General features: G+C 53.9%; 26 protein-coding genes and 1 pseudogene. 17 read left to right on the forward strand and 10 right to left on the reverse strand.

The features are described 5' to 3' along the window. Window positions 1-75: 75 nt before the first annotated feature. From ACQE3D_RS00285 to ACQE3D_RS00310, 6 genes are all read right to left on the reverse strand, one after another. Entirely contained in the window at window positions 76-384 is a 309-nt protein-coding gene (locus ACQE3D_RS00285; RefSeq protein ID WP_313729420.1) for a hypothetical protein, read from the reverse strand. A gap of 162 nt (window positions 385-546) precedes the next feature. Further along, complete coding sequence (locus ACQE3D_RS00290) at window positions 547-1,191, reverse strand: hypothetical protein (protein WP_157197712.1); 645 nt, start codon at window positions 1,189-1,191, stop codon at window positions 547-549. Next, window positions 1,188-1,517 carry a hypothetical protein gene (locus ACQE3D_RS00295; protein ID WP_313729419.1) on the reverse strand — a complete coding sequence of 110 codons (330 nt, stop codon included), beginning with the start codon at window positions 1,515-1,517 and terminating at the stop codon, window positions 1,188-1,190. Before ACQE3D_RS00295 ends, ACQE3D_RS00290 begins: the two co-directional genes overlap by 4 nt. 505 nt (window positions 1,518-2,022) lie before the next feature. After that, entirely contained in the window at window positions 2,023-2,352 is a 330-nt protein-coding gene (locus ACQE3D_RS00300) for a TfoX/Sxy family protein (RefSeq protein WP_064024646.1), read from the reverse strand. Between the two features lie 72 nt (window positions 2,353-2,424). Beyond that, the gene (locus ACQE3D_RS00305; RefSeq protein ID WP_313729418.1) at window positions 2,425-2,895 is read right to left on the reverse strand and encodes a hypothetical protein; all 471 of its coding nucleotides are present in this window, start codon (window positions 2,893-2,895) and stop codon (window positions 2,425-2,427) included. Between the two features lie 123 nt (window positions 2,896-3,018). Then, window positions 3,019-3,315, reverse strand: a complete 297-nt coding sequence (locus ACQE3D_RS00310) for a DUF1889 family protein (protein WP_313729417.1) — start codon at window positions 3,313-3,315, stop codon at window positions 3,019-3,021. A gap of 160 nt (window positions 3,316-3,475) precedes the next feature. On the opposite strand from ACQE3D_RS00310, the gene ACQE3D_RS00315 reads away from it, so the two are divergent. From ACQE3D_RS00315 to ACQE3D_RS00335, 5 genes and pseudogenes are all read left to right on the forward strand, one after another. Next, window positions 3,476-3,937: a helix-turn-helix domain-containing protein gene (locus ACQE3D_RS00315; protein WP_427550980.1), complete on the forward strand. Its 462-nt coding sequence runs from the start codon at window positions 3,476-3,478 to the stop codon at window positions 3,935-3,937. Further along, entirely contained in the window at window positions 3,856-4,452 is a 597-nt protein-coding gene (locus tag ACQE3D_RS00320) for an IS630 family transposase (protein ID WP_313728407.1), read from the forward strand. The genes ACQE3D_RS00315 and ACQE3D_RS00320 overlap by 82 nt, the downstream gene beginning before the upstream one ends. Window positions 4,453-4,526: 74 nt before the next feature. After that, window positions 4,527-4,750 (forward strand): annotated as a pseudogene (locus tag ACQE3D_RS00325) (phage integrase N-terminal SAM-like domain-containing protein); the annotation flags it as partial. A 42-nt stretch (window positions 4,751-4,792) separates the two neighbouring features. Next, the gene (locus ACQE3D_RS00330) at window positions 4,793-5,218 is read left to right on the forward strand and encodes a tyrosine-type recombinase/integrase (RefSeq protein WP_427501663.1); all 426 of its coding nucleotides are present in this window, start codon (window positions 4,793-4,795) and stop codon (window positions 5,216-5,218) included. Then, window positions 5,219-5,506: a tyrosine-type recombinase/integrase gene (locus tag ACQE3D_RS00335; RefSeq protein ID WP_313729415.1), complete on the forward strand. Its 288-nt coding sequence runs from the start codon at window positions 5,219-5,221 to the stop codon at window positions 5,504-5,506. It begins immediately after the preceding gene. 361 nt (window positions 5,507-5,867) lie between these two features. On the opposite strand, the gene ACQE3D_RS00340 is transcribed toward ACQE3D_RS00335, so the two are convergent. Beyond that, a complete protein-coding gene (locus tag ACQE3D_RS00340) occupies window positions 5,868-6,458 on the reverse strand; it encodes a Uma2 family endonuclease (protein WP_313729414.1) in 591 nt (196 codons plus the stop codon). Between the two features lie 228 nt (window positions 6,459-6,686). Here ACQE3D_RS00340 and rep point away from each other — a divergent pair, with 228 nt between their 5' ends. The 3 genes from rep to ACQE3D_RS00355 all read left to right on the forward strand — a co-directional run bounded on the left by rep (window position 6,687) and on the right by ACQE3D_RS00355 (window position 9,385). Then, window positions 6,687-8,738, forward strand: a complete 2,052-nt coding sequence (rep, locus tag ACQE3D_RS00345) for a DNA helicase Rep (RefSeq protein ID WP_313729413.1) — start codon at window positions 6,687-6,689, stop codon at window positions 8,736-8,738. Window positions 8,739-8,808: 70 nt separating this feature from the next. After that, on the forward strand, window positions 8,809-9,027 hold the full coding sequence (locus ACQE3D_RS00350) for a ribbon-helix-helix protein, CopG family (RefSeq protein WP_064024659.1): 219 nt from the start codon (window positions 8,809-8,811) through the stop codon (window positions 9,025-9,027). Window positions 9,028-9,142: 115 nt separating this feature from the next. After that, a complete protein-coding gene (locus tag ACQE3D_RS00355; protein WP_313729412.1) occupies window positions 9,143-9,385 on the forward strand; it encodes a hypothetical protein in 243 nt (80 codons plus the stop codon). Here the strand turns inward: ACQE3D_RS00355 and ACQE3D_RS00360 are convergent. Next, window positions 9,339-10,685, reverse strand: coding sequence for a DegQ family serine endoprotease (locus tag ACQE3D_RS00360; protein WP_064024691.1), 1,347 nt, complete (start codon window positions 10,683-10,685; stop codon window positions 9,339-9,341). The genes ACQE3D_RS00355 and ACQE3D_RS00360 overlap by 47 nt on opposite strands. A gap of 146 nt (window positions 10,686-10,831) precedes the next feature. Here ACQE3D_RS00360 and ACQE3D_RS00365 point away from each other — a divergent pair, with 146 nt between their 5' ends. Beyond that, window positions 10,832-12,181 carry a cyclic nucleotide-binding domain-containing protein gene (locus ACQE3D_RS00365; protein ID WP_064024663.1) on the forward strand — a complete coding sequence of 450 codons (1,350 nt, stop codon included), beginning with the start codon at window positions 10,832-10,834 and terminating at the stop codon, window positions 12,179-12,181. Window positions 12,182-12,232: 51 nt separating this feature from the next. Here ACQE3D_RS00365 and rpmG read toward each other — a convergent pair whose 3' ends face one another. After that, complete coding sequence (rpmG, locus tag ACQE3D_RS00370) at window positions 12,233-12,388, reverse strand: 50S ribosomal protein L33 (RefSeq protein WP_064024665.1); 156 nt, start codon at window positions 12,386-12,388, stop codon at window positions 12,233-12,235. An 11-nt stretch (window positions 12,389-12,399) separates the two neighbouring features. Beyond that, window positions 12,400-12,636: a 50S ribosomal protein L28 gene (gene rpmB / locus ACQE3D_RS00375; protein WP_064024667.1), complete on the reverse strand. Its 237-nt coding sequence runs from the start codon at window positions 12,634-12,636 to the stop codon at window positions 12,400-12,402. 138 nt (window positions 12,637-12,774) lie between these two features. Here rpmB and gshB point away from each other — a divergent pair, with 138 nt between their 5' ends. The 8 genes from gshB to ACQE3D_RS00415 all read left to right on the forward strand — a co-directional run bounded on the left by gshB (window position 12,775) and on the right by ACQE3D_RS00415 (window position 19,229). Next, a complete protein-coding gene (gene gshB, locus ACQE3D_RS00380) occupies window positions 12,775-13,725 on the forward strand; it encodes a glutathione synthase (RefSeq protein WP_064024669.1) in 951 nt (316 codons plus the stop codon). Window position 13,726: 1 nt separating this feature from the next. Further along, window positions 13,727-14,620, forward strand: a complete 894-nt coding sequence (locus ACQE3D_RS00385) for a TonB family protein (protein WP_281021880.1) — start codon at window positions 13,727-13,729, stop codon at window positions 14,618-14,620. Between the two features lie 15 nt (window positions 14,621-14,635). After that, entirely contained in the window at window positions 14,636-15,202 is a 567-nt protein-coding gene (locus tag ACQE3D_RS00390) for a YqgE/AlgH family protein (RefSeq protein WP_064024672.1), read from the forward strand. Beyond that, the gene (gene ruvX / locus ACQE3D_RS00395) at window positions 15,195-15,641 is read left to right on the forward strand and encodes a Holliday junction resolvase RuvX (protein ID WP_064024674.1); all 447 of its coding nucleotides are present in this window, start codon (window positions 15,195-15,197) and stop codon (window positions 15,639-15,641) included. The genes ACQE3D_RS00390 and ruvX overlap by 8 nt, the downstream gene beginning before the upstream one ends. Before the next feature lie 73 nt (window positions 15,642-15,714). Next, window positions 15,715-16,236: a bifunctional pyr operon transcriptional regulator/uracil phosphoribosyltransferase PyrR gene (gene pyrR, locus ACQE3D_RS00400; RefSeq protein WP_064024676.1), complete on the forward strand. Its 522-nt coding sequence runs from the start codon at window positions 15,715-15,717 to the stop codon at window positions 16,234-16,236. Next, on the forward strand, window positions 16,233-17,198 hold the full coding sequence (locus ACQE3D_RS00405; protein ID WP_071158491.1) for an aspartate carbamoyltransferase catalytic subunit: 966 nt from the start codon (window positions 16,233-16,235) through the stop codon (window positions 17,196-17,198). Before pyrR ends, ACQE3D_RS00405 begins: the two co-directional genes overlap by 4 nt. Continuing rightward, entirely contained in the window at window positions 17,195-18,475 is a 1,281-nt protein-coding gene (locus ACQE3D_RS00410; RefSeq protein WP_313729411.1) for a dihydroorotase, read from the forward strand. The genes ACQE3D_RS00405 and ACQE3D_RS00410 overlap by 4 nt, the downstream gene beginning before the upstream one ends. A gap of 61 nt (window positions 18,476-18,536) precedes the next feature. Further along, entirely contained in the window at window positions 18,537-19,229 is a 693-nt protein-coding gene (locus ACQE3D_RS00415; protein ID WP_064024683.1) for a TIGR00730 family Rossman fold protein, read from the forward strand. Window positions 19,230-19,240: the final 11 nt, after the last annotated feature.

Raw genomic sequence — 19,240 nt, forward strand, 5'->3', positions numbered from 1 at the left:
CAAGCGGGCATGTGAGTGGTTCTTCGATTGCGGTTGGTTTTTATTTTGAAACAACATGCGGGTTAGTATTGAGTTTCAAGCAACGCTGATGGCGCCAGGAATGAAGCGTATTAACCGGGCGCAATATCTAACTTTTTTTGTTTGACCTGGCGCTAGAGTAAAACGAACGGAATTTTTACCACATTCGCGCAAAATCCATGGATAGGATGCAGCGACTTCGTAATCTCCGGGAGGTAAATCATAGACATATTTCCCCCAAGGTTTGCGTTCTATATTTCCGTTGATCGTAATCGTAGCAGCGAGTGCTTTATAGAAGAACGCAAAAGGGTTGTGCGTAACTGTTACCTCAATACTACTTTTTGCATTTGAAGCGGCTGTGGTCATAAATATTCCTGGCCTAACGCTTAAATTAAGGTGTGCCGTGAGGCGTCCCGCTTGAATGAGGGGTTGGACGGCGATTTCACTTTTGCAACGGGCTACTGGGATTAGCTTGTGTTCGCACAATTCAAACCAACATTCCTCCGATTATGCTATCGCTAATAGTATCTACGCGGGCTTATTTGATGCTTTGAATCTTAGCATTCCAAATGCTGCGGCAATGCCACTGGCAAATAGTGCTAAAGCACTTGGTAGTGGCACTGGTGACGCCTCGACGTGAAAGCTATAGTAACCTCCTGACCAGTCATGCGATAGATACCCGTCGATTATAAGATGTGTGCCATCAAATGTGCCCACAAGACTTTCAGGAACGCCCCAATGCAAAGTTGTATTTGAGCACATATATCCCATTGCGGTTTCAAGAGCGCAAAAATTCCACTCAAAACCGGATATTTCTGTGCCAAACATGTTAAAAGGACCGATGCTATATATAGGACTGAAACCAGATACTTCAGGTGGAAGATCTAATGTTGGAAAATTTATACTAATGTTACGTAAAGTTAAAGGCTCATAACTTGGAGTACCGTCATACTTAGTATCGATATAGTAATCAGTTTGTAAGACCCGAACTAATCCACCAAAATTAGCATTAATTAGCTCTCTAGGCTCATCCCAATATGATGGGTTGTAAGTAAGTATACTTGATGACTCATTAATAATAAGGATGGTCGTTGTATCTGTTGCTGTATTTGCCCCTGCCGCCAGCAAGGGAAATGACATAAGCGTTGCAGTTGATAATAGTTTTTTAATCATAAGTTTTCTACTTTCCTATGTATTGTATTTATAAGGTACCAAAATATTAATGTGTAGGAACTTGTCGGTCCCTTACCTTTGTTAGGCTTCTTGGACTTACTCGCGACATTATCCGCTTTGAGAAGTGCCTCGCACTCACCAGACGATGGAACCGTGCGATCCGCATTAATGTTATGCCAGCCACCACGGTTCGGATCTGGGTAACCACATACCGTAAAGCGCACCGGATGATTCATCAGTCCTTTACGCTTTTGAACGGCATTCGTGCGCTCTTCATCCTCGATGATATCTACGATGGCTGATCGACCGAGAAATGGGCGTGACATAGTAGCTCCGGAAAATTTGAGGTGCCTAACGTAGAGCTAACCGGGCGCGACACAGAAAGCTGAGGAATAAAGCCGCATTATAACCGCGCTCCGATTGAGCGCCATGTTGGACGAAGCCGCTAACGCGGAGAATATCCCGATTGGCAGGTAGTTCATAAAATGTAACCTCACGCCCTCTTTAAGAGTGGACATTCCACGACGAATCATGAGGTTACTCGTCAATGACACCATCACCCGAATCCGATTTCAAGCCAAACTATCAAAGCCATCTTAAACACCTCAAGCTCAAAGGGTTGCAGCCCAAGACGATAGAGAGGCCTAACCGCCATCACGATCACTGCGGTCTGTTTTTTGAAAGCAACGTCATAAACAGACCGCAACCGCCCAAAACACCGAAAAGCTATTTTCTTATATTAAAGTGACCTACCGAACCCAGGGCTTGTCCGACAATCGGTTCAGATGGTGGCTTCGCGCGTTGCGCTCGCACCATCTAACCTTATTCGCGTTAGGCATTTTTCTTCTTGGGCTTGGGTTGGGGGAGCTCATTTGCCGTAACCTGAATTAACTGGCTTAGCCAGTCTCTGTCTTCCCACAAGTCTGCGGTAACTAAAAGGTGGGGTTTTGCTCCGGGATAAGGAGAGCCTTCAATTACCTGTGAAATAAACCCTCGGCCAGTACTCGTGGGTTTTAGAAACAGCTGATCGTCGCAGACTAGTGCGACGGGTTTCCCCGCCAAATACAAACAGTACTCCCCAAACATCTTTTTTGCGGATACTTGGCCTAGACTCGAGAGTTGGTCTAGGAGAAAGTCCATGGTTGTTTGAGAGGTCGTCATGCGGTTTATGCCTAACGCCAAGCTCACCCGACGAAAACCGCGTAGCGGTTTTTGGTCGGGTGGAGCGACATGTTAGGCATTTGCTGCATATTCTTCTGCCGAATAACCGAACAATGAAGATGACAATGATATTTTAGAGAGTTCTAATTCAGGCTCAGCATTAAGCGCCTTGTTTAGTGCATCAATTTCGGCTGAATTGGAAACAAGCATTTCTACGACCCTTTTACTGAATATCTCTGTGTATCCGTTTTCGAAAACTCCTAAAGCAAAGCCAAGGGCAGTTGTAAACACATGGCTGTCTGACACTTTGACCTTCTCGCCTGTATCCAAAAGATCGAATTCAGATGGGAACCGCTTCACTCCCATCTTCTTTAGCAAGCCCCAGCCAAATGCCATTGGAACCAAATCTGCTCGTAATCCGGCTGCTACTCTTGACAAGCCTTCTTCTGTTAGTCGATCAACGGCATTGTCACGATCACCGTTTGCAAGAAGATATGCCCGAATCGTCAAGTAGACCTGCCTTTCAGCTTCTGTATGATCCATCTTTTATGCCTAACGCCGAGCTAAGGGGCGTGCCGCTCACGGACGCTAAACGAAGCCCCAAAGCTTGATAAATTACAAAACTTTAAAACCGTCATGAGGCGGCACATCCCTTTGAGCGCCATGTTATGCATTTAATCTTTCCCAAACTTCTTTCTCCGTAGGTGCAGTTGCTTTGTTTTTAAGCTGAACTCTTCCGCCACTAGAAACTGCCGTTGCCCACGAAACTACATTTTTTACTGGTTTTTGCTGCCAGCCGTTTTCTAAAAGCCAAGACTGAAGACTAGATACATCTATTTCAATGTCATTTTGATGAAGTGCTCGAAGAGTTACTTTAATTCGATCCTCATCGTTGGGGTGTAATGCTGTCTTATTGCAGGTGGTAGATAAAGAGGTAAACGCTTTTTCGAGAATTTCGTTCATTTGTATTCCTTACTATGTGCATAACGTAATGTATACGACATTGCTTGTCCTATAATCCAGGGCATTATGTCGTAAGCGCTTAACAACAAATCACCATGCATTAAAATAGCGAGATTTCAGGTGTGGTGGTAGCGACAGAATGCGGGCAAGAGCAATAGAATTGAACGAAAGCGAACGAGAGCAGCTCCAGCAAATTATCAAAAAAGGGAGCGATTGGCGAGAACGGGAGCGGGCACAGACCATTTTGATGTTAGCCAATGGCCAGACAGTCATTGCGATTGCAGAACAGCAAGGCGTGAAACCGGAAGCTATACGGGAGCGGCGGCGGAAGTGGTGGAGAAATGGGCTGAACAGTTTACCGGATCAACCCCGCAGTGGTGCACCAAGTAAATTGACTGACGCGCATCGATGCCGGCTCAAAGAATGGATCGATGCGGAACCTTTAAACTGCCGGGCATTGGTCAGTCGTCTAACGACGGAATGCGACGTGACGATTAGCGCCAGCACCTTGCGGAACGAGTTAAAACGGATGGGCTATGTATGGAAGCGCACCCGTTACAGTTTAAAAAAAAGCGTGATCCCGAGCGCTTCGAGCGGGCCCAACACGACATTGCCGCACTGATTCAGCAAGCGCAAGCCGGCGAAATCGAATTGGCCTATGTGGATGAGGCCGGATTTGCACCACAACCACCGAATCGTTCGGCTTGGACCAAAAGCGGAGAAGTTCATGCCATTACCGCTAAACGCGCGCAGCGGATGAACGTCATTGGCGCTTTGCTTTCATCGGGTCGATTAATGCTGACTAAGCTGTGGCAAAGCGTCAATGGTCTGTGGTTTTTTGGCTTTCTGATGGCATTGGTCCAACGCGTCAGCAAGCCATTGGTGGTGATTTTAGATAATGCGTCCATTCATACGGCCAAAAAACTGAAGCCGTATTGGGATTTGCTGGAAGAGAAAGGTATTCGATTTTATTTCCTGCCGCCCTATAGCCCTGAGTTGAATCGGATTGAATTGCTGTGGCATAAAATGAAATATGAATGGCTGCCATTCAAAACATTTATGCCGGATGAGCTTGAGCAGGCTATTGACGAAATTGGCCGAGGGTTTGGCTCACAATACACGCTAACTTTTTGCTAAGAGCTTATAATCCTTTTTTCATGATAGCAAGTTATTGTTTGTGAAAGAATTCGCTCGGGCAAACGGGACATGTTATGGAAACAAATACGACATCGGCACCGCCAAAAAAACGACTGGATCAGGTACGCGATAAAATTCGTTTCAAGCACTACAGTCTGAGTACCGAGGATACCTATGTCTACTGGATTAAGCAATTTATTTTATTAACGCCAAGCGTCATTCGACGGAGATGGGTGCGGCCGAAGTCGAACGGTTCTTGACCTATCTGGCAACCCAGCGGCATGTCTCCAGCTCCACGCAAAATCAGGCTTTGTCGGCCATTCTGTTTTTGTATCGCGACATGCTAGCGGTGCAATTGCCTTGGTTGGACGGCTTCGAGCGCTCGAAAAAGCCGCGCAGATTGCCGGTGGTGTTGACGACGGCCGAAGTGCAGCAACTGCTCAAACACGCGGAATCAGCGTCGCCGCCCATAGGCCTCCTCATCCGCTTGCTTTACGGCACCGGCATGCGATTGATGGAAGCGGTTCGTTTGCGGATCAAGGATGTGGAGTTATCCCGCAAGGAGATTGTGGTTCGCGACGGCAAGGGCGGCAAAGACCGCGTAACGATGTTGCCGGATAGTTTGTTGGAGCTGATGCGGACACAACTGGCGCTGCGCAAGTCTTGGCACGATGAGGATTTGCGCTTGGGGAAAGTCGATGTCTGGTTGCCCGACGCGCTGGCGGTCAAATATCTCAACGCGGCAAGGGAATGGGGCTGGCAATAGGTGTTTGCAGCGGCAAATTATTCCGTCGATCCGCGTTCCAAAGGCGAACGCCGCCACCATGTCTATGAAAAACAGGTGCAGCGCTATGTCAAAAAAGCGGCCGCGGCGGCGGGCGTCGTCAAGCCGACTTCGCCGCATACTCTGCGCCATTCTTTCGCGACCCATATATTGCAAGCCGGCTACGATATTCGTACCGTGCAGGAGTTGCTCGGCCACAGCGATGTCTCCACAACCGTAACTATTCAGCGCGAAGTAAAAACGCCCTCTCCCGACGGAGCGGGGGGGTGAATACCTTGATGTCAGCTATGCCGTTCGCTGAGCGGAGTCGAAGCGAAATCGCTGGCTTCGGCTCCGCTCAGCCAGCGGCTTACATTGACTGTAACCGCTTAACTTGACGCCATTGGTAACCACCTTCCCCCCAAACGGCCTCTGAATAGTTACCCACGACCATGATATACACCCATGTACTGAACAAAGGCGGTAAAGGCGTGACCAGTCCGCTGGATTTAATTAAATAAGCACCAAACCGAGCAACAAGCCAGCAGAAATTCATCGGCGCCAGGTCTTGCAAAACCCGCGTAATCCGACAGGCGTTTCTCCGCATGATAGTAACCGATGGCGCTAGCACCGCTGCTGAAACACGACTAGCTTAACCCACCTGATTTTCGCCGTCCTCGCATACCTTGTCATAAACCTCGCGCAAGCTGAGTTGGCAGTCGATGCTTTCAAGGGGCACGTTCGCGTCCAATCCCAGCGATTCGCTCAATATCCAGACTTCGCCTTGGCGCAGATAGCGCTCGATGCCGGGCTGATCCTGGATAACCAGCAGATATTCGCGCAAACTGGCGATTTTTCGATAATCGGCAAACTTTGCACCGCGGTCGTAGGCCTCGGTGGACGGTGATAACACTTCGATCAGCAGCGTGGGATTGAGCAAGGTATCCAACTGGGTGTCTTCGAACTCCGGTTTGCCGCAAACCACGGCGACATCCGGGTAATGATAGCTGCGGGCCTTGGCGGCCTTGACCCGCATGTCGTTGACGTAGGCTTCGCAGGGGCGGTTTTTCAGTTGTCTTCGTAACTCTCCAGCGATATTGATGGTTATCAAATTATGCTCGCGGCTGGCACCGGTCATGGCATGGATTTGCCCGTCGTGGAATTCGCTTTTAATCGCGGCGCTGCGTTCCAGGCTTAAGTATTCTTCGGCGGTGTAGTGAGTTTGTTTAACCACGGCGGACATGAATCACCTCGGCAAATCATCGCAATTAAGGGAGCAGACCAAATGACGGTGCTGCAAATGGCGGGAAGCTCGATAGGCGTTCAATTCTACGGAAAAACTAAAATAGCAGGCAACTTCCTACTTTCGTTTTACAGGAATTCTTGTAATGCCGCGCCCTAAATGCGCTCGGCACAAACCACCCCGGCCTGAGATAATAAGCGCTTCGTTGTTTCGCTGTATTCGCCGTCCGTGTCCCCCAAACTCAATCCGCAACAACTCGCCGCCGTCAAAACCATCGATCATCCGCTGCTGGTGTTGGCCGGTGCCGGCAGCGGCAAGACGCGGGTGATTACCGAGAAAATCGCCTATCTGGTGCAGCAGGGCATGCAGGCCCGGCATATCGCGGCGGTGACCTTCACCAACAAGGCGGCGCGGGAGATGAAGAGCCGGGTGTCTAAACTGTTGGACGACAAGCAAAGCCGGGGCCTCAGAGTCTCGACCTTCCACTCGTTGGGTTTGGACATACTGCGCGCCGAGTACAAGACGCTGGAGTACAAATCCAGTATCAGTCTGTTCGACGAGCAAGACCGGCTGAGCTTGTTGAAAAATCTAGTCAGCCACGGCATCAAGGATTGCGAAGAGGATCAGATCGATGAATACAACTGGCAGATCGGCCAATGGAAGAACGCCTTCGTTACGCCCAAGCAGGCCTTGCATTTACCGGACGCGGCGCTCCACGCGCCGGCCAGGCTTTACGAGGCCTACACCCGCAGCCTGAAAGCCTACAACGCGGTGGATTTCGACGACCTGATTCTGTTACCGGTGTTGCTGTTTCAACAGCATGCGGCGGTGCTGGAAAAATGGCAGAACCGGATTCGTTATTTGCTGGTGGACGAGTACCAGGACACTAACATCACTCAGTACCAGTTGGTCAAACTGTTGGCCGGCAACCTGGGTCGCTTTACCGTGGTCGGCGACGACGACCAGTCGATTTACGCCTGGCGCGGGGCGCAACCTGAGAACTTAAGCCAGCTGCAGAAGGATTACGGTCGCTTGCAGGTCATCAAGCTGGAGCAAAACTACCGCTCGGCCGGGCGAATCTTGAAAGTCGCCAACCACCTGATCGCCAACAACCCGCATACCTTCGAAAAGAAGTTATGGAGCGAACTGGGTTTCGGCGACCCGCTGCGGGTGCTGAGCCACAAGAACGACATCGCCGAGGCCAAGCAGATCGTCGCCGAGATCGTCCACCACCGCTTCAAGACCGGCGGCTCTTACGGCGATTACGCGATTCTGTATCGCGGCAACCATCAGTCTCGCTTGTTCGAGAAGGAATTACGCGAGAACAACGTGCCCTATTTCATCAGCGGCAGCGCGTCGTTTTTTTCCCACGCCGAGATCAAGGACGTGCTGGCCTATCTGCGTTTGTTGGTCAATCCCGGCGACGACGCGGCGTTTTTGCGGGTGATCAACACCCCACGCCGCGAGATCGGCCCGACCACACTGGAAAAACTCGGCGCCTACGCCAACGAACGCCATATCAGCCTGTTCGACGCCTGCGGCGAGTTCGGCTTGCAACAGCGGATCTCCGAAAAGTCGACTCAGCGCCTGAACAAGTTTTGCGAGCTGATTACCGACACTGCCCGCGAGGTCGAAACCGGCGACACCTTCAAGACCATCCACCGTCTGATCGACCAGATTCATTACCAGTCCTGGTTGCAGGAAAACAGCAAGACACCGGCGGCGGCCGAGCGGCGGATGAAAAACGTGCTGGAGCTGGTCGAATGGCTGGAACGCATCGCCGTAAAAGACGGGTCTAGCGACGATGGCAATGCCGGAGCTAGCGCAACGCATGCAGCGGGCGCCGGCAAGTCGTTGGCCGAAGTCATCGCCAAGGTGATGCTGCTGGACATCCTAGATCGCAACCAGGAAGAGCAGGCCGGCGATCAAGTCAGTCTGATGACGCTGCACGCCGCCAAGGGTCTGGAGTTTCCGCATGTGTTCATGATCGGCATGGAAGAAAACCTGCTGCCGCATCAAAACAGCATCGAGACCGACAACATCGAGGAAGAACGCCGACTGGCCTATGTGGGTATCACCCGCGCCCAACGGACCTTAACCTTCAGTTATTGCACCCATCGCAAGCGCTACGGCGAAATGGCCGAATGCGAACCCAGCCGGTTTTTGGCGGAATTGCCGGAAGAGGATTTGGAGTGGGCCAACAAGAAACAGTTGGCGCCGGAAGAAAGCAAACAGCGCGGCAAGGCCAATTTGGCCAATTTGAAGGCGATGCTGAGTTGATTTGCATTGTATTTACAGTAATTTCGCAGTAGTCTTTTGTGTCGACGGTTTCACTTTTAGGAGCATTGACATGCCACGCTTTACGATAGATCTTTCCGCCGAGATCGACCAAAAACTCACCGAAATTTCGCGCAAGGAAGGCATCAGCAAAGCCGAAGCCATGCGCCGGGCTTTCGCGCTGCTGGCTGTTGCCGAGCAGGAGAAATCCAAGGGCAATTCATTGGGTATCGTGCGCGAAAATGCCGACAGTCATGAATTGCAAGCCATCGGCAGAATTGTGGGGGTCTGATGGCTGAAAAGCCGCAATCCCGGGACGTTGATATCAACGATGCTTTTCGGAGCGATAGCCAAGTCGGACTCGACGAGAGCGATAGGCTAAAATTGGCCCGCAGGTGTTAATGGGCATGGCGGCGATTTGTATTGGGGTATTCGTTGGATACGCCAGTTATCCCGACAACAAAGCGTTGGCGGATATTTTTGAGCTGATAAAGATCGGTGCTTTGCCGTTAATTACGTTAATCGTGTCGTTCTATTTTCCGAATAGTGCGAAGTGGCTCGATGAAAGCCGGGGCAATCCAGTTTACCCCGGCTTTTTTCAATTTATTGCAGCACTACGAAAAACGCTTCTCCGCCGCGCTGCAGATTGACCAACAGCGGGGCATTCGGATTAACCACCTGTTTGATTTCATCGAGATTGCGCACCCGGTAGCGGTTGGCGGTGACAATGATGTCGCCGGGGCGTAAGCCGGTTTTCCAGGCCTTGGAGTTTTGCTCGACTTTTTCGATTAGCACGCCTTCGACCTGATCCTTGGGCGTCACGCCCAGTGCCGCGCCGCTCAGCGTGGGGTGCAGTTTGTCGCCGGCCAATTGCGGACGCTTGGGTTTGCCTATCGTGGCTTGCAGATTCATCCGCTCTTCGCCGCGCACGACGTCCAGATTGGCGGTGTCGCCGATTTGCAGCAAGCCGACGGCATTGCGGATTTGGGCGCTGCCGCCCTTGACGTCCTGGCCGTTGATACCGACGATGATGTCGCCGGGTTCCAGACCGGCTTTCTCGGCCGGCGAACCGGCTTCGACCCGGCTGACCACGGCGCCGTGCTGGCTTTTCAACGAAAAGGCCTTGATCAGATCCGGCGTCAAATCCTGAGTGGTCACGCCGAGCAGACCGCGGCGGACTTCGCCATGCTGGACCAACGACTCCATTAAACGCATCGCCATGTTGGACGGGATCGCAAAACCGATGCCGACGTTACCGCCGCTGGGTGCCAGAATCGCGGTGTTCATGCCGACGAATTCGCCGCGCAGATTGACTAGCGCGCCACCGGAGTTGCCGGGGTTGATAGAGGCGTCGGTTTGAATGAAATCTTCGTAACCTTCGATACCCAAATTGGAGCGGCCCAAGGCGCTGACGATGCCGGAGGTCACGGTTTGGCCGAGGCCGAACGGGTTGCCGATCGCCACGACGAAGTCGCCGACCTTGAGTTGGCCGGAGTCGGCGACTTTCAACGCGGTCAGATTGTCGGCCGGAATTTGAATAACCGCCACGTCGGCTTCCGGATCGGCGCCGAGCAGTTTGGCGTTCAATTGCCGGCCGTCCGCCAAGGTCACGGTGATCTTGTCGGCCTTGTCGATGACGTGGTTATTGGTCAGCACGTAACCTTGATCCTTATCGACGATGACGCCGGAACCCAGACTGTTTTTTTGTTGCTGGCGCGGATTGTTGGGTATGTTGAAGAAGCGCCGAAACACCGGATCGTTCATCAGCGGATTTTCCTGCATCCGCACATTGGTGGAGGTGGAAATGTTCACCACGGCGGGCATGCTTTGTTCCAGCATCGGCGCCAACGACGGCAGCGGACTGCCATCCACTTGGCCAGGCAGCGCGGCCATGCCCCCGGTGCTTTGGAGACCTATCGCTATAATCAGTAACAATCGGGTAATCTTCATCATGGTTTCGGGTTTTAGGCGGTTAAAAATGCCAGCATGGACAAGCTGGATGACGAAATGTTTCTACAAGCCTATAAGTAATAATGTTCTATCATAATTCAAGTGCATCCGACGCAATCCCACCACTTTTTATCCGCAACTGACCCGTGGCTGTCGATATCCATTCCGCCGAAGGCCGGGTCATCCGGCAACTGATACCGCTGTCGACGCTGCCGTTCAACAAGTTCGAGGAGTTGTGCGGGCTGGTCGAGATCGAACAGGCCGAAGTGGGCGATTATTTGTTTCGCTACGGCGAGGATCGTAACGATCTGATTTATTTGATCGACGGCAGCGTCACACTGCAGACTGACGAGTTGACGATAGAAACCATCAAGGCCGGCGGCACGTCGGCCCGCTTCGCGCTAGCGCACCAGATCCCACGAAAAGTCAATGCGCTCGCGGATAGCAGGATTCGATTTTTACGCTTGAGTGCTGATATGATCAGGGCCGCGCAAGAGCCGCCGTACGAAGAAACCGAGAGTTATATGATAGTTGACGATGTCGAGGAAAACGACGATTGGATGACGACGTTGTTGAAGTCCCCGGTATTTCGCGCGTTGCCTCCCGCCAATTTGCAAAAAATTTTAATGGGTTTGCAGGAGGTCCGCTTCAATCCCGGCGACGTCATTGTCAGGCAAGGCGATGTCGGCGACTATTACTACATCGTCAAGAAAGGCCAATGTCTGGTCAGCCGCAAGCCGGCGCCCAACGCCAAGGACATTAAATTGGCGCAGTTGGGCAATCAGGATACCTTCGGCGAGGATGCGCTGATTTCCGGCGAGCCTCGTAACGTTTCGATCACCGCGCTGACCGAGGTGTCGTTGTTGCGCCTGGCCAAGGAAGCCTTCATCACGCTGATCAAGACGCCCACGTTGAAGTACGTCGATTATTACGAGATGCAGGATCTGGTGGCCAAGGGCGCCGATTTGATCGACGTGCGCGAGCCGGACGAATATCGCCGAGGTCATTTGCCGCTCAGTATCAACGTGCCGTTTTACTCGTTGCGGATGCAGATCAAGACCTTGAATCGTCAACACCCCATCGTGGTGGTTTGCCAAAGCGGCCGCATGAGCGCCACCGCCGCGTTCATCCTGCTCCGGCACAAATTCAACGCTTTGATCCTGAACGGCGGTTTAGACCAGATCGATCCCGGTCAATTGAAAACGGCCTCGTCGTTTCCGATCGACGACGGCGTCGAAACCAGCAACTTCATCGACACCACCGGTAGCGAACCGCAACCGGTCAGCAGTTTGCCGGCGACGACCCAGGCATCGTTCGCCGAATCGTCGTCGCTGCAAGACGATACGGTCCGCATGCGCCGCTTGTTGCAGCAACTGAAGACCAAATACAATATTTTGGATGCCGAGAAAAAGGCTTTGGAGATGAAGTATCTGGCACTCGCCAAATACACTGAAGCGTTGAAGGCCGAATTGGCCGAATTGAAAAAACCGCGCTAGCCGGGCCGACGATGCGAAGGCATCCGGCCCAATCCAGCGGACGGAAAGCCTTTATTTGATTTTGGCTTCTTTGTACATCACATGCTTGCGAACGACGGGATCGTATTTTTTGATCTCCATTTTTTCGGGCATGGTTTTTTTGTTTTTGGTGGTGGTATAGAAATGGCCGGTGCCTTCGCTGGATACCAATTTGATTTTGTCGCGCATGGTTAGTCTCCTTAAACTTTTTCGCCGCGTTTGCGGATGTCGGCCAACACTGAGTCTATGCCGTTTTTATCGATGATGCGCATGCCTTTCGGCGACACTCTCAAGCGGACCCAACGGTTTTCGCTCTCGACCCAAAATCTGTGGTAATGCAGATTGGGCAGAAAACGTCTTTTGGTGTGGTTCATTGCGTGCGACACGTTATTGCCGCTCAGCGGGTTTTTACCTGTTACTTGGCATACTCTGGACATGACTACCTCAGTGCGAGCTTTTATTCAAAATAGCCGCGCTTTATATCAAAAAAACTTAAGCCGGTAAACCACAGCGCGGAAAATAAATTTGATAGAATCGGACTTATTTTCTCCGGTTTTCCCCGCGAAAGGACAGCAATGGCTATCAAACTCGGCATGGTCATGGACCCCATAGACCAAATCAACATCAAGAAAGACACCAGTTTCGCCATGCTGTTGGAGGCCCAGGCGCGAGGCTGGGAATTGCATTATCTGGAGCTCGCCGATCTTTACCTCAGCAACGGCCATGCTTATGCCCGCAGCCGGCTGTTGAGGGTGGAACGCAATCCGAACGGATGGTTTGAGTTTACCGGCGAACAACGCATTGAATTGGCCGATCTCGATGCGATTATCATGCGCAAGGACCCGCCGTTCAATCAGGAATACATCTACGCGACCTACATGCTGGAACAGGCCGAGCGTCAGGGCGTTTACGTGGTCAATAAGCCGCAATCGCTACGCGACGCCAACGAAAAAATGTACACGGCCTGGTTCCCGCAATGCTGCACCGACACCTTGGTGGCTCGCGAACGGCAACGCATCCGCGAATTCCTGGCGGAGCACCGCGAAATCATTCTGAAGCCGCTGGACGGCATGGGGGGGGCGTCGATTTTCTACGTCCGCGAAGGCGATCCCAACCTGAGCGTGATTCTGGAAACGATGACCGACCACGGCAGCCGCTTCATCATGGCGCAAAAATACCTGCCGGAAGTCAGGGACGGCGACAAACGCATCTTGATGGTCAACGGCGAGCCGGTCCCTTATTGCTTGGCCCGCATCCCGGCCAGCGGCGAAAGCCGGGGCAATCTGGCGGCCGGCGGCCGCGGCGAAGGACGCGAATTGAGCGCCAGGGATCGCTGGATCGCCGAGCAAGTCGGCCCGGTGTTGCGCGAAAAAGGTCTGATTTTTGTCGGTCTGGACGTGATCGGCGACTATCTGACCGAAGTCAACGTTACCAGCCCGACCTGCGTTCAGGAATTGGACAAGCAATTCGGCATCAACATCAGCGCCCAGTTGATGGACCATATCGCCGCCAAGGTATCCGCCTGAAATGTCCGCACCGCCATTGACGCCAACGCCGTTATCGCAAAGCGACACGCTGCTCACCGCGCTATTCGTCGCGGCGATCATTCATGTCGCGGTCCTGCTCGGCGTCAATTTCACCGCGCCGCATCCGCCCAAGGCCGACAAATCGATCGAAATCACGGTCTCGCACGCGCCGGCCAAGCAGGCGCCCAAGGAAGCCAAATACTTGGCCGCCGATCACCAGATCGGCGCAGGCCGCGAAACCCGCAAGCCGGCGACGATTCCGCAAACTCTACCGAGAGCGGAACAAACCGAAAGTCAGCCGCGGCCTAAAGCCGCGCCCGTGCCGTCGGCACCGTCTCCCAAACCCGTCGTGCAAAAAGTCCTGACCCAGGCGCAAGCGCCGGTCAAGGTCGAATCGCGCCCCGAGCAGCCGGTCGAACCGGAACAGGTGGCCGAGCCGCTCGAAGACAAACCGAAATTGTCGGCCGAAGCCTTGCAACAGCAGATCGCCCAACTTGGCGAACGTATCCGGGCCAGCCAGCTCAGCGCCGAAAACACCAAGATCAAGTCCGTCAACGCCATCAGCACGCATAAATATTTGGCGGCGCAATACGTCAAGGATTGGGAGGACAAGGTTGAGCGTACCGGCAATCTGAATTATCCTGAGGCTGCGCGTAAAGCCGGCTCCCAGCAAATGCTGACCATGGATGTCGGCATCAACGCCGACGGCAGTATTTACAGCATGCGCATCGTCCGGTCTTCCGGCAACCCGGCCTTGGACGATGCCGCCAAGCGCATTGTCAAGATGAGCGCGCCGTTTGCCGAATTGCCCGAGGAATTGATGCGCGAAGTGAACGTTTTGGTAATAACCAGAGTCTGGAAATTTTCAGACGAAACCGGGATGACCGCCCGCTAGCCCAACAGTATTCCCATGACAGACGCGACTTATCTGAATAACCAATTTCTGATCGCCATGCCCAGTTTGGCCGATCCGCACTTTTTTCATACCGTGACCTACCTATGCCAGCATAACGACGAAGGCGCGCTGGGTATCGTCATCAATCGACCGACCGGTATGAAATTGCGCGACATCTTCGAACAAATGGGCATCGATTGCGACCTGAACGACGTGCTGGAAACGCCGGTCTTCGCCGGCGGACCGGTGCAGCAGGAACGCGGCTTCGTCATCCACGGTTTTTGCGAACAGCACTGGGATTCCAGCATTCCGACCGCTGAAAACATTACGTTAACCAGCTCGCGCGACATCCTCGAAGCCATTGCCAAGGGCAAGGGGCCTAGGGATTATCTGATCGCTCTCGGTTACGCCGGCTGGGGTAGCGGCCAACTGGAAAAAGAGATCGTCGAAAACGCTTGGCTGAATACCCCGTCCGGCGAAACGATCCTGTATCACACGCCGATCAGCCAGCGCTGGAATGCCGCCGCCAGCCAACTTGGCATCGACATCAATCGCCTGACCACGCCGGCCGGCCATGGTTAACCGCGACCCCTTGGCCGCCAAACTGAGTAGCGACACGTATCTGGGTTTCGATTTCGGCAACAAGAAAATCGGCGTCTCGGTCGGCCATGCCGACACCGGCATCGCCAGTCCGCTGGCCACGTTGCGCTCGATTCAGCAAGTGCCGGACTGGCAAGCCATCGGCAAATTGATTGTCGAATGGCAACCGGTCGGCCTGGTGGTCGGCATTTCCCGGCAACAAGACGGCAGCGACAACGTCATCACCCCCCGTATGCGGAAATTTTGCCGGCAATTGCACGGCCGCTACCAACTGCCGGTGCATCAGATCGACGAAACCCTGACCACGTTCGCCGCCAAGCAAATGCTGTACGACGATCTGCATGTCAGCGCTGCTAAACTATGGGCCGTGCAGGACCAATTGGCCGCTCAAATCATTCTGCAGAGCTGGTTCGACCGCTAGTCGAGGCCGCTTCGGCCCGGTTTTTTCTTCGCTGGTTTTTCCTATAATAATTACAATCCAACCGCCAACCGCCATGTCAACCGCTACTTTAAACATTGATGTATTACTCGACGCGCTGGAGTTGGCGATACGCCAGCAAATCGCCGAACGCAAGCTGCACAACCCGCTGCTGATCGGGATTCATAGCGGCGGCGCCTGGGTCGCCAATCACATGCATCGCCGCTTGGGCGGCAGCGAGCCGTTGGGCTTGTTGGACATCACCTTTTACCGAGACGATTTTTCGCAAATCGGCATGCATCCCAAGATCAAAACCAGCCAATTGCCGCCGCATCTGGAAGGCCGCGACATTATTTTGATCGACGACGTGTTCTATACCGGTCGCACCGCGCGGGCCGCGCTGAACGAAATTTTCGACTACGGCCGGCCCAACCAAGTGGTGTTGGCAGTGTTGATAGAACGCGACGGTCGGCAGATACCGCTGCAACCGGATTGCCGGGGCATCCGCATCGATTTGTCCGGCAATCAGCGCATCAAACTGACCGGCCCGGAACCCTTGGGCATCGAAATTCAAACCCCTAGCGGAGTACCTGCATGACCAAGCATTTGCAGCTCAACGAGCAGGGTAAGCTCAAGCATTTTCTATCCATTGAAGGTCTGAGCCGCGAACTGTTGACCGAGATCCTCGACACCGCCGAATCCTTCGCCGGCATGTCGGAGCATCAAGTCAAAAAAGTGCCGCTGCTACGCGGCAAAACCATCGTCAATCTGTTTTTCGAAAACAGTACTCGTACTCGCGCCACGTTCGAACTGGCCGCCGCCCGGCTGTCGGCCGACGTGATGAATATGAACATCGCCACTTCGTCAACGGCCAAGGGCGAAAGCCTGCTGGACACGATACATAACCTGGAAGCAATGCACGTCGACATGTTCGTGGTCCGTCACGCATTGAGCGGCGCCGCGCATTTCATCGCGCAGCATGTCGCGCCGCATATCAGCGTGATTAATGCCGGCGACGGTCAACATGCCCATCCGACCCAGGCGATGCTGGATATGTACACGATCCGCCAATATAAACAGCGTTTCGAGGGCCTGAAAGTCGCCATCGTCGGCGACATTCTGCATTCGCGGGTAGCCCGCTCGCAAATCGTCGCGCTGAATACCTTGGGTGTTGCCGAAGTCAGGGTCATCGCCCCAAAAACCTTGTTGCCGGCTCAGGTCGCCAGCATGGGCGTCGTCGCCGTACACGACATGGACGAAGGTTTGAGCGATGTCGATGTGGTCATCATGCTCAGATTGCAAAAAGAGCGGATGAATTCGGCCTTTTTGCCGAGCGAAAGCGAATTTTTTCGCTGCTTCGGTTTGACCGAGGCCAGGCTGCAACGCGCCAAGCCGGATGCCGTCGTGATGCATCCCGGCCCGATCAATCGCGGCGTGGAGATTGCCTCCAGCGTCGCCGACGGTCCCCAGTCGGTGATTCTGCAACAGGTTAGTAACGGTATTTCGGTGAGAATGGCGATTATGTCGATGACGATGTCCGGTCAGGGAGGAACGGCGTGAGCAAACTATTGATCAAGAACGGTCGGGTGATCGACCCGGCCAATCGAATCGACGCCCAAGCCGATCTGGCGATCGCCGACGGTAAAATCGTCGGTTTAGTCGGCGACGACTTCAGTGCGGATCAAATTATCGACGCCGCCAACCAAATCGTTTGTCCCGGCTTCGTCGATATGAGCGTGCGGCTGCGCGAGCCGGGCCAAACCCAAAAAGGCAATATCCTCGGCGAATCGCGCGCCGCGCTGGCCGCCGGCGTCACCTCGTTGTGCCTGCCGCCGGATACCCAACCGGTCATCGATACGCCGGCCGTCGTCGAATTCATCAAGGACAAGGCCGAAAAAGCCGAATACCCGCAAATCCACCCGGTCGCCGCCTTGACGCAACGCCTGGCGGGCAGCGAACTGAGCACGATGTTCGCACTGAAACAGGCCGGCTGCATCGCGGTCGGCAACGCCAGCGCGCCGCTCGCCAACCTGTTGATCCTGCGCCGGGCCATGGAATACGCCGGCAGTCACGGTCTGCTGTTGATGTATCGCGCCAACGAAGCCTCGCTGAGCGGCAAGGGGTGCGCCCATGAAGGCGCGGTTGCCAGCCGTTACGGTCTGCCGGGCATTCCGGAAGCGGCCGAGTCGATTGCGTTGGCCCAGTGCCTGGAACTCGCCGAGCTGACCGGTTGCCGCGTGCATATCAGTCAAGTCAGCTGCCGGCAATCCGTGATTAAAATTCAGCAGGCGAAAAAATACGGGCTGAACGTCACCGCCGACGTCGCGGTACACCAACTGCACCTAACCGAGAACGACATTACGCCGTTCGACAGCAATTACCACGTGATTCCGCCGCTACGCAACGATATCGACCGCCAATATCTGCGCGACGGTCTCGCCAACGGTACGCTAGACGCGATTTGTTCCGACCATCAGCCTCACGACCTGGACGCCAAACTCGGCGCGTTTCCGGAAACCGAGCCCGGCGTCGCCGCGTTGGAGACGCTGCTGCCGTTGACCTTGGCCTACGCCCGCCAACATGGCTTGAGTCTGGCGCGCGCCATCGCCAGTCTCACCGAGAAGCCGGCGGGTATATTGAGCCTGAACGCCGGCTCGCTGACGCCGGGGCGCCCCGCCGACGTTTGCGTGTTCGATCCCGAGTACCTTTGGCGGGTCGAACGTGGCCAATGGCTGAGCGCCGGTTGCAATACGCCCTATTGGGGACAAACCTTGACCGGCCGGGTCACGCACACCCTGCTCGGCGGTAGATTGGCGTATCGATTGCCACCCGGATGATGCTAGCTCGCCTCCGCTAACCCCATTTTGCGCCGCCACGCGGCATCTTTCAGGAATACCCATGGTTTGTATCAAAAACAGGAATAGCTCGCCGAGCATCATCGACGACTTGAAAGGCGATCAGTCTTGGCGCATTTTCCGGATCATTAGCGAATTCACCGAAGGCTTCGACGAACTGTCGGATCTGTGCGACGCGGTTTCCATTTTCGGCTCGGCGCGGCTGGAGCCGGAACACTTTTATTACCAAAAGACCGTCGAATTGGCCGAGCTGCTCAGCCAACAGGGTTTCGCGATCATCAGCGGCGGCGGGCCGGGCATCATGGAAGCCGCCAACAAGGGTGCGCTGGCCCAGGGCCAGACTTCCATCGGTCTGAACATCGAGTTGCCTATGGAGCAAAAGCCCAACCCCTACCAAAGCCTGTCGCTGAATTTTCGCTATTTTTTCGTCCGCAAGGTCATGTTCGTCCGCTATTCGATGGGTTACGTGTGCATGCCCGGCGGTTTCGGTACGTTGGACGAGTTCTTCGAAGCGTTGACGCTGATGCAAACTCACAAGATCTATCCGTTGCCGCTGGTCTTGTTCGGCGGCGATTTCTGGAACGGATTGGTGGATTGGATGAAATGCAAGATGCTGGAATACGGTACGATTTCCGAGGAGGACCTGTCGTTGATCACGATCACCGACGATCCCCGCCAAGTCGTCGACATCATGATCGCCCATCGGGAATGGAAAGACCAACAGCGGCGCAATTAAACTTTCCGGGC

This window comes from Methylomonas sp. MS20 (assembly GCF_050275925.1).
Taxonomy (GTDB): domain Bacteria; phylum Pseudomonadota; class Gammaproteobacteria; order Methylococcales; family Methylomonadaceae; genus Methylomonas; species Methylomonas koyamae_A.

Excerpts from the sequence above, each read along its gene's own strand:
- ACQE3D_RS00285 (WP_313729420.1), bottom strand. The coding sequence starts at position 384 with ATGACCACAGCCGCTTCAAATGCAAAAAGTAGTATTGAGGTAACAGTT.
- ACQE3D_RS00290 (WP_157197712.1), bottom strand. The coding sequence starts at position 1,191 with ATGATTAAAAAACTATTATCAACTGCAACGCTTATGTCATTTCCCTTG.
- ACQE3D_RS00295 (WP_313729419.1), bottom strand. The coding sequence starts at position 1,517 with ATGTCACGCCCATTTCTCGGTCGATCAGCCATCGTAGATATCATCGAG.
- ACQE3D_RS00300 (WP_064024646.1), bottom strand. The coding sequence starts at position 2,352 with ATGACGACCTCTCAAACAACCATGGACTTTCTCCTAGACCAACTCTCG.
- ACQE3D_RS00305 (WP_313729418.1), bottom strand. The coding sequence starts at position 2,895 with ATGGATCATACAGAAGCTGAAAGGCAGGTCTACTTGACGATTCGGGCA.
- ACQE3D_RS00310 (WP_313729417.1), bottom strand. The coding sequence starts at position 3,315 with ATGAACGAAATTCTCGAAAAAGCGTTTACCTCTTTATCTACCACCTGC.
- ACQE3D_RS00320 (WP_313728407.1), top strand. The coding sequence starts at position 3,856 with ATGGAAGCGCACCCGTTACAGTTTAAAAAAAAGCGTGATCCCGAGCGC.
- ACQE3D_RS00330 (WP_427501663.1), top strand. The coding sequence starts at position 4,793 with ATGCTAGCGGTGCAATTGCCTTGGTTGGACGGCTTCGAGCGCTCGAAA.
- ACQE3D_RS00340 (WP_313729414.1), bottom strand. The coding sequence starts at position 6,458 with ATGTCCGCCGTGGTTAAACAAACTCACTACACCGCCGAAGAATACTTA.
- ACQE3D_RS00350 (WP_064024659.1), top strand. The coding sequence starts at position 8,809 with ATGCCACGCTTTACGATAGATCTTTCCGCCGAGATCGACCAAAAACTC.
- ACQE3D_RS00355 (WP_313729412.1), top strand. The coding sequence starts at position 9,143 with ATGGCGGCGATTTGTATTGGGGTATTCGTTGGATACGCCAGTTATCCC.
- ACQE3D_RS00360 (WP_064024691.1), bottom strand. The coding sequence starts at position 10,685 with ATGAAGATTACCCGATTGTTACTGATTATAGCGATAGGTCTCCAAAGC.
- rpmG (WP_064024665.1), bottom strand. The coding sequence starts at position 12,388 with ATGCGCGACAAAATCAAATTGGTATCCAGCGAAGGCACCGGCCATTTC.
- rpmB (WP_064024667.1), bottom strand. The coding sequence starts at position 12,636 with ATGTCCAGAGTATGCCAAGTAACAGGTAAAAACCCGCTGAGCGGCAAT.
- gshB (WP_064024669.1), top strand. The coding sequence starts at position 12,775 with ATGGCTATCAAACTCGGCATGGTCATGGACCCCATAGACCAAATCAAC.
- ACQE3D_RS00385 (WP_281021880.1), top strand. The coding sequence starts at position 13,727 with ATGTCCGCACCGCCATTGACGCCAACGCCGTTATCGCAAAGCGACACG.
- ACQE3D_RS00390 (WP_064024672.1), top strand. The coding sequence starts at position 14,636 with ATGACAGACGCGACTTATCTGAATAACCAATTTCTGATCGCCATGCCC.
- ruvX (WP_064024674.1), top strand. The coding sequence starts at position 15,195 with ATGGTTAACCGCGACCCCTTGGCCGCCAAACTGAGTAGCGACACGTAT.
- pyrR (WP_064024676.1), top strand. The coding sequence starts at position 15,715 with ATGTCAACCGCTACTTTAAACATTGATGTATTACTCGACGCGCTGGAG.
- ACQE3D_RS00405 (WP_071158491.1), top strand. The coding sequence starts at position 16,233 with ATGACCAAGCATTTGCAGCTCAACGAGCAGGGTAAGCTCAAGCATTTT.
- ACQE3D_RS00415 (WP_064024683.1), top strand. The coding sequence starts at position 18,537 with ATGGTTTGTATCAAAAACAGGAATAGCTCGCCGAGCATCATCGACGAC.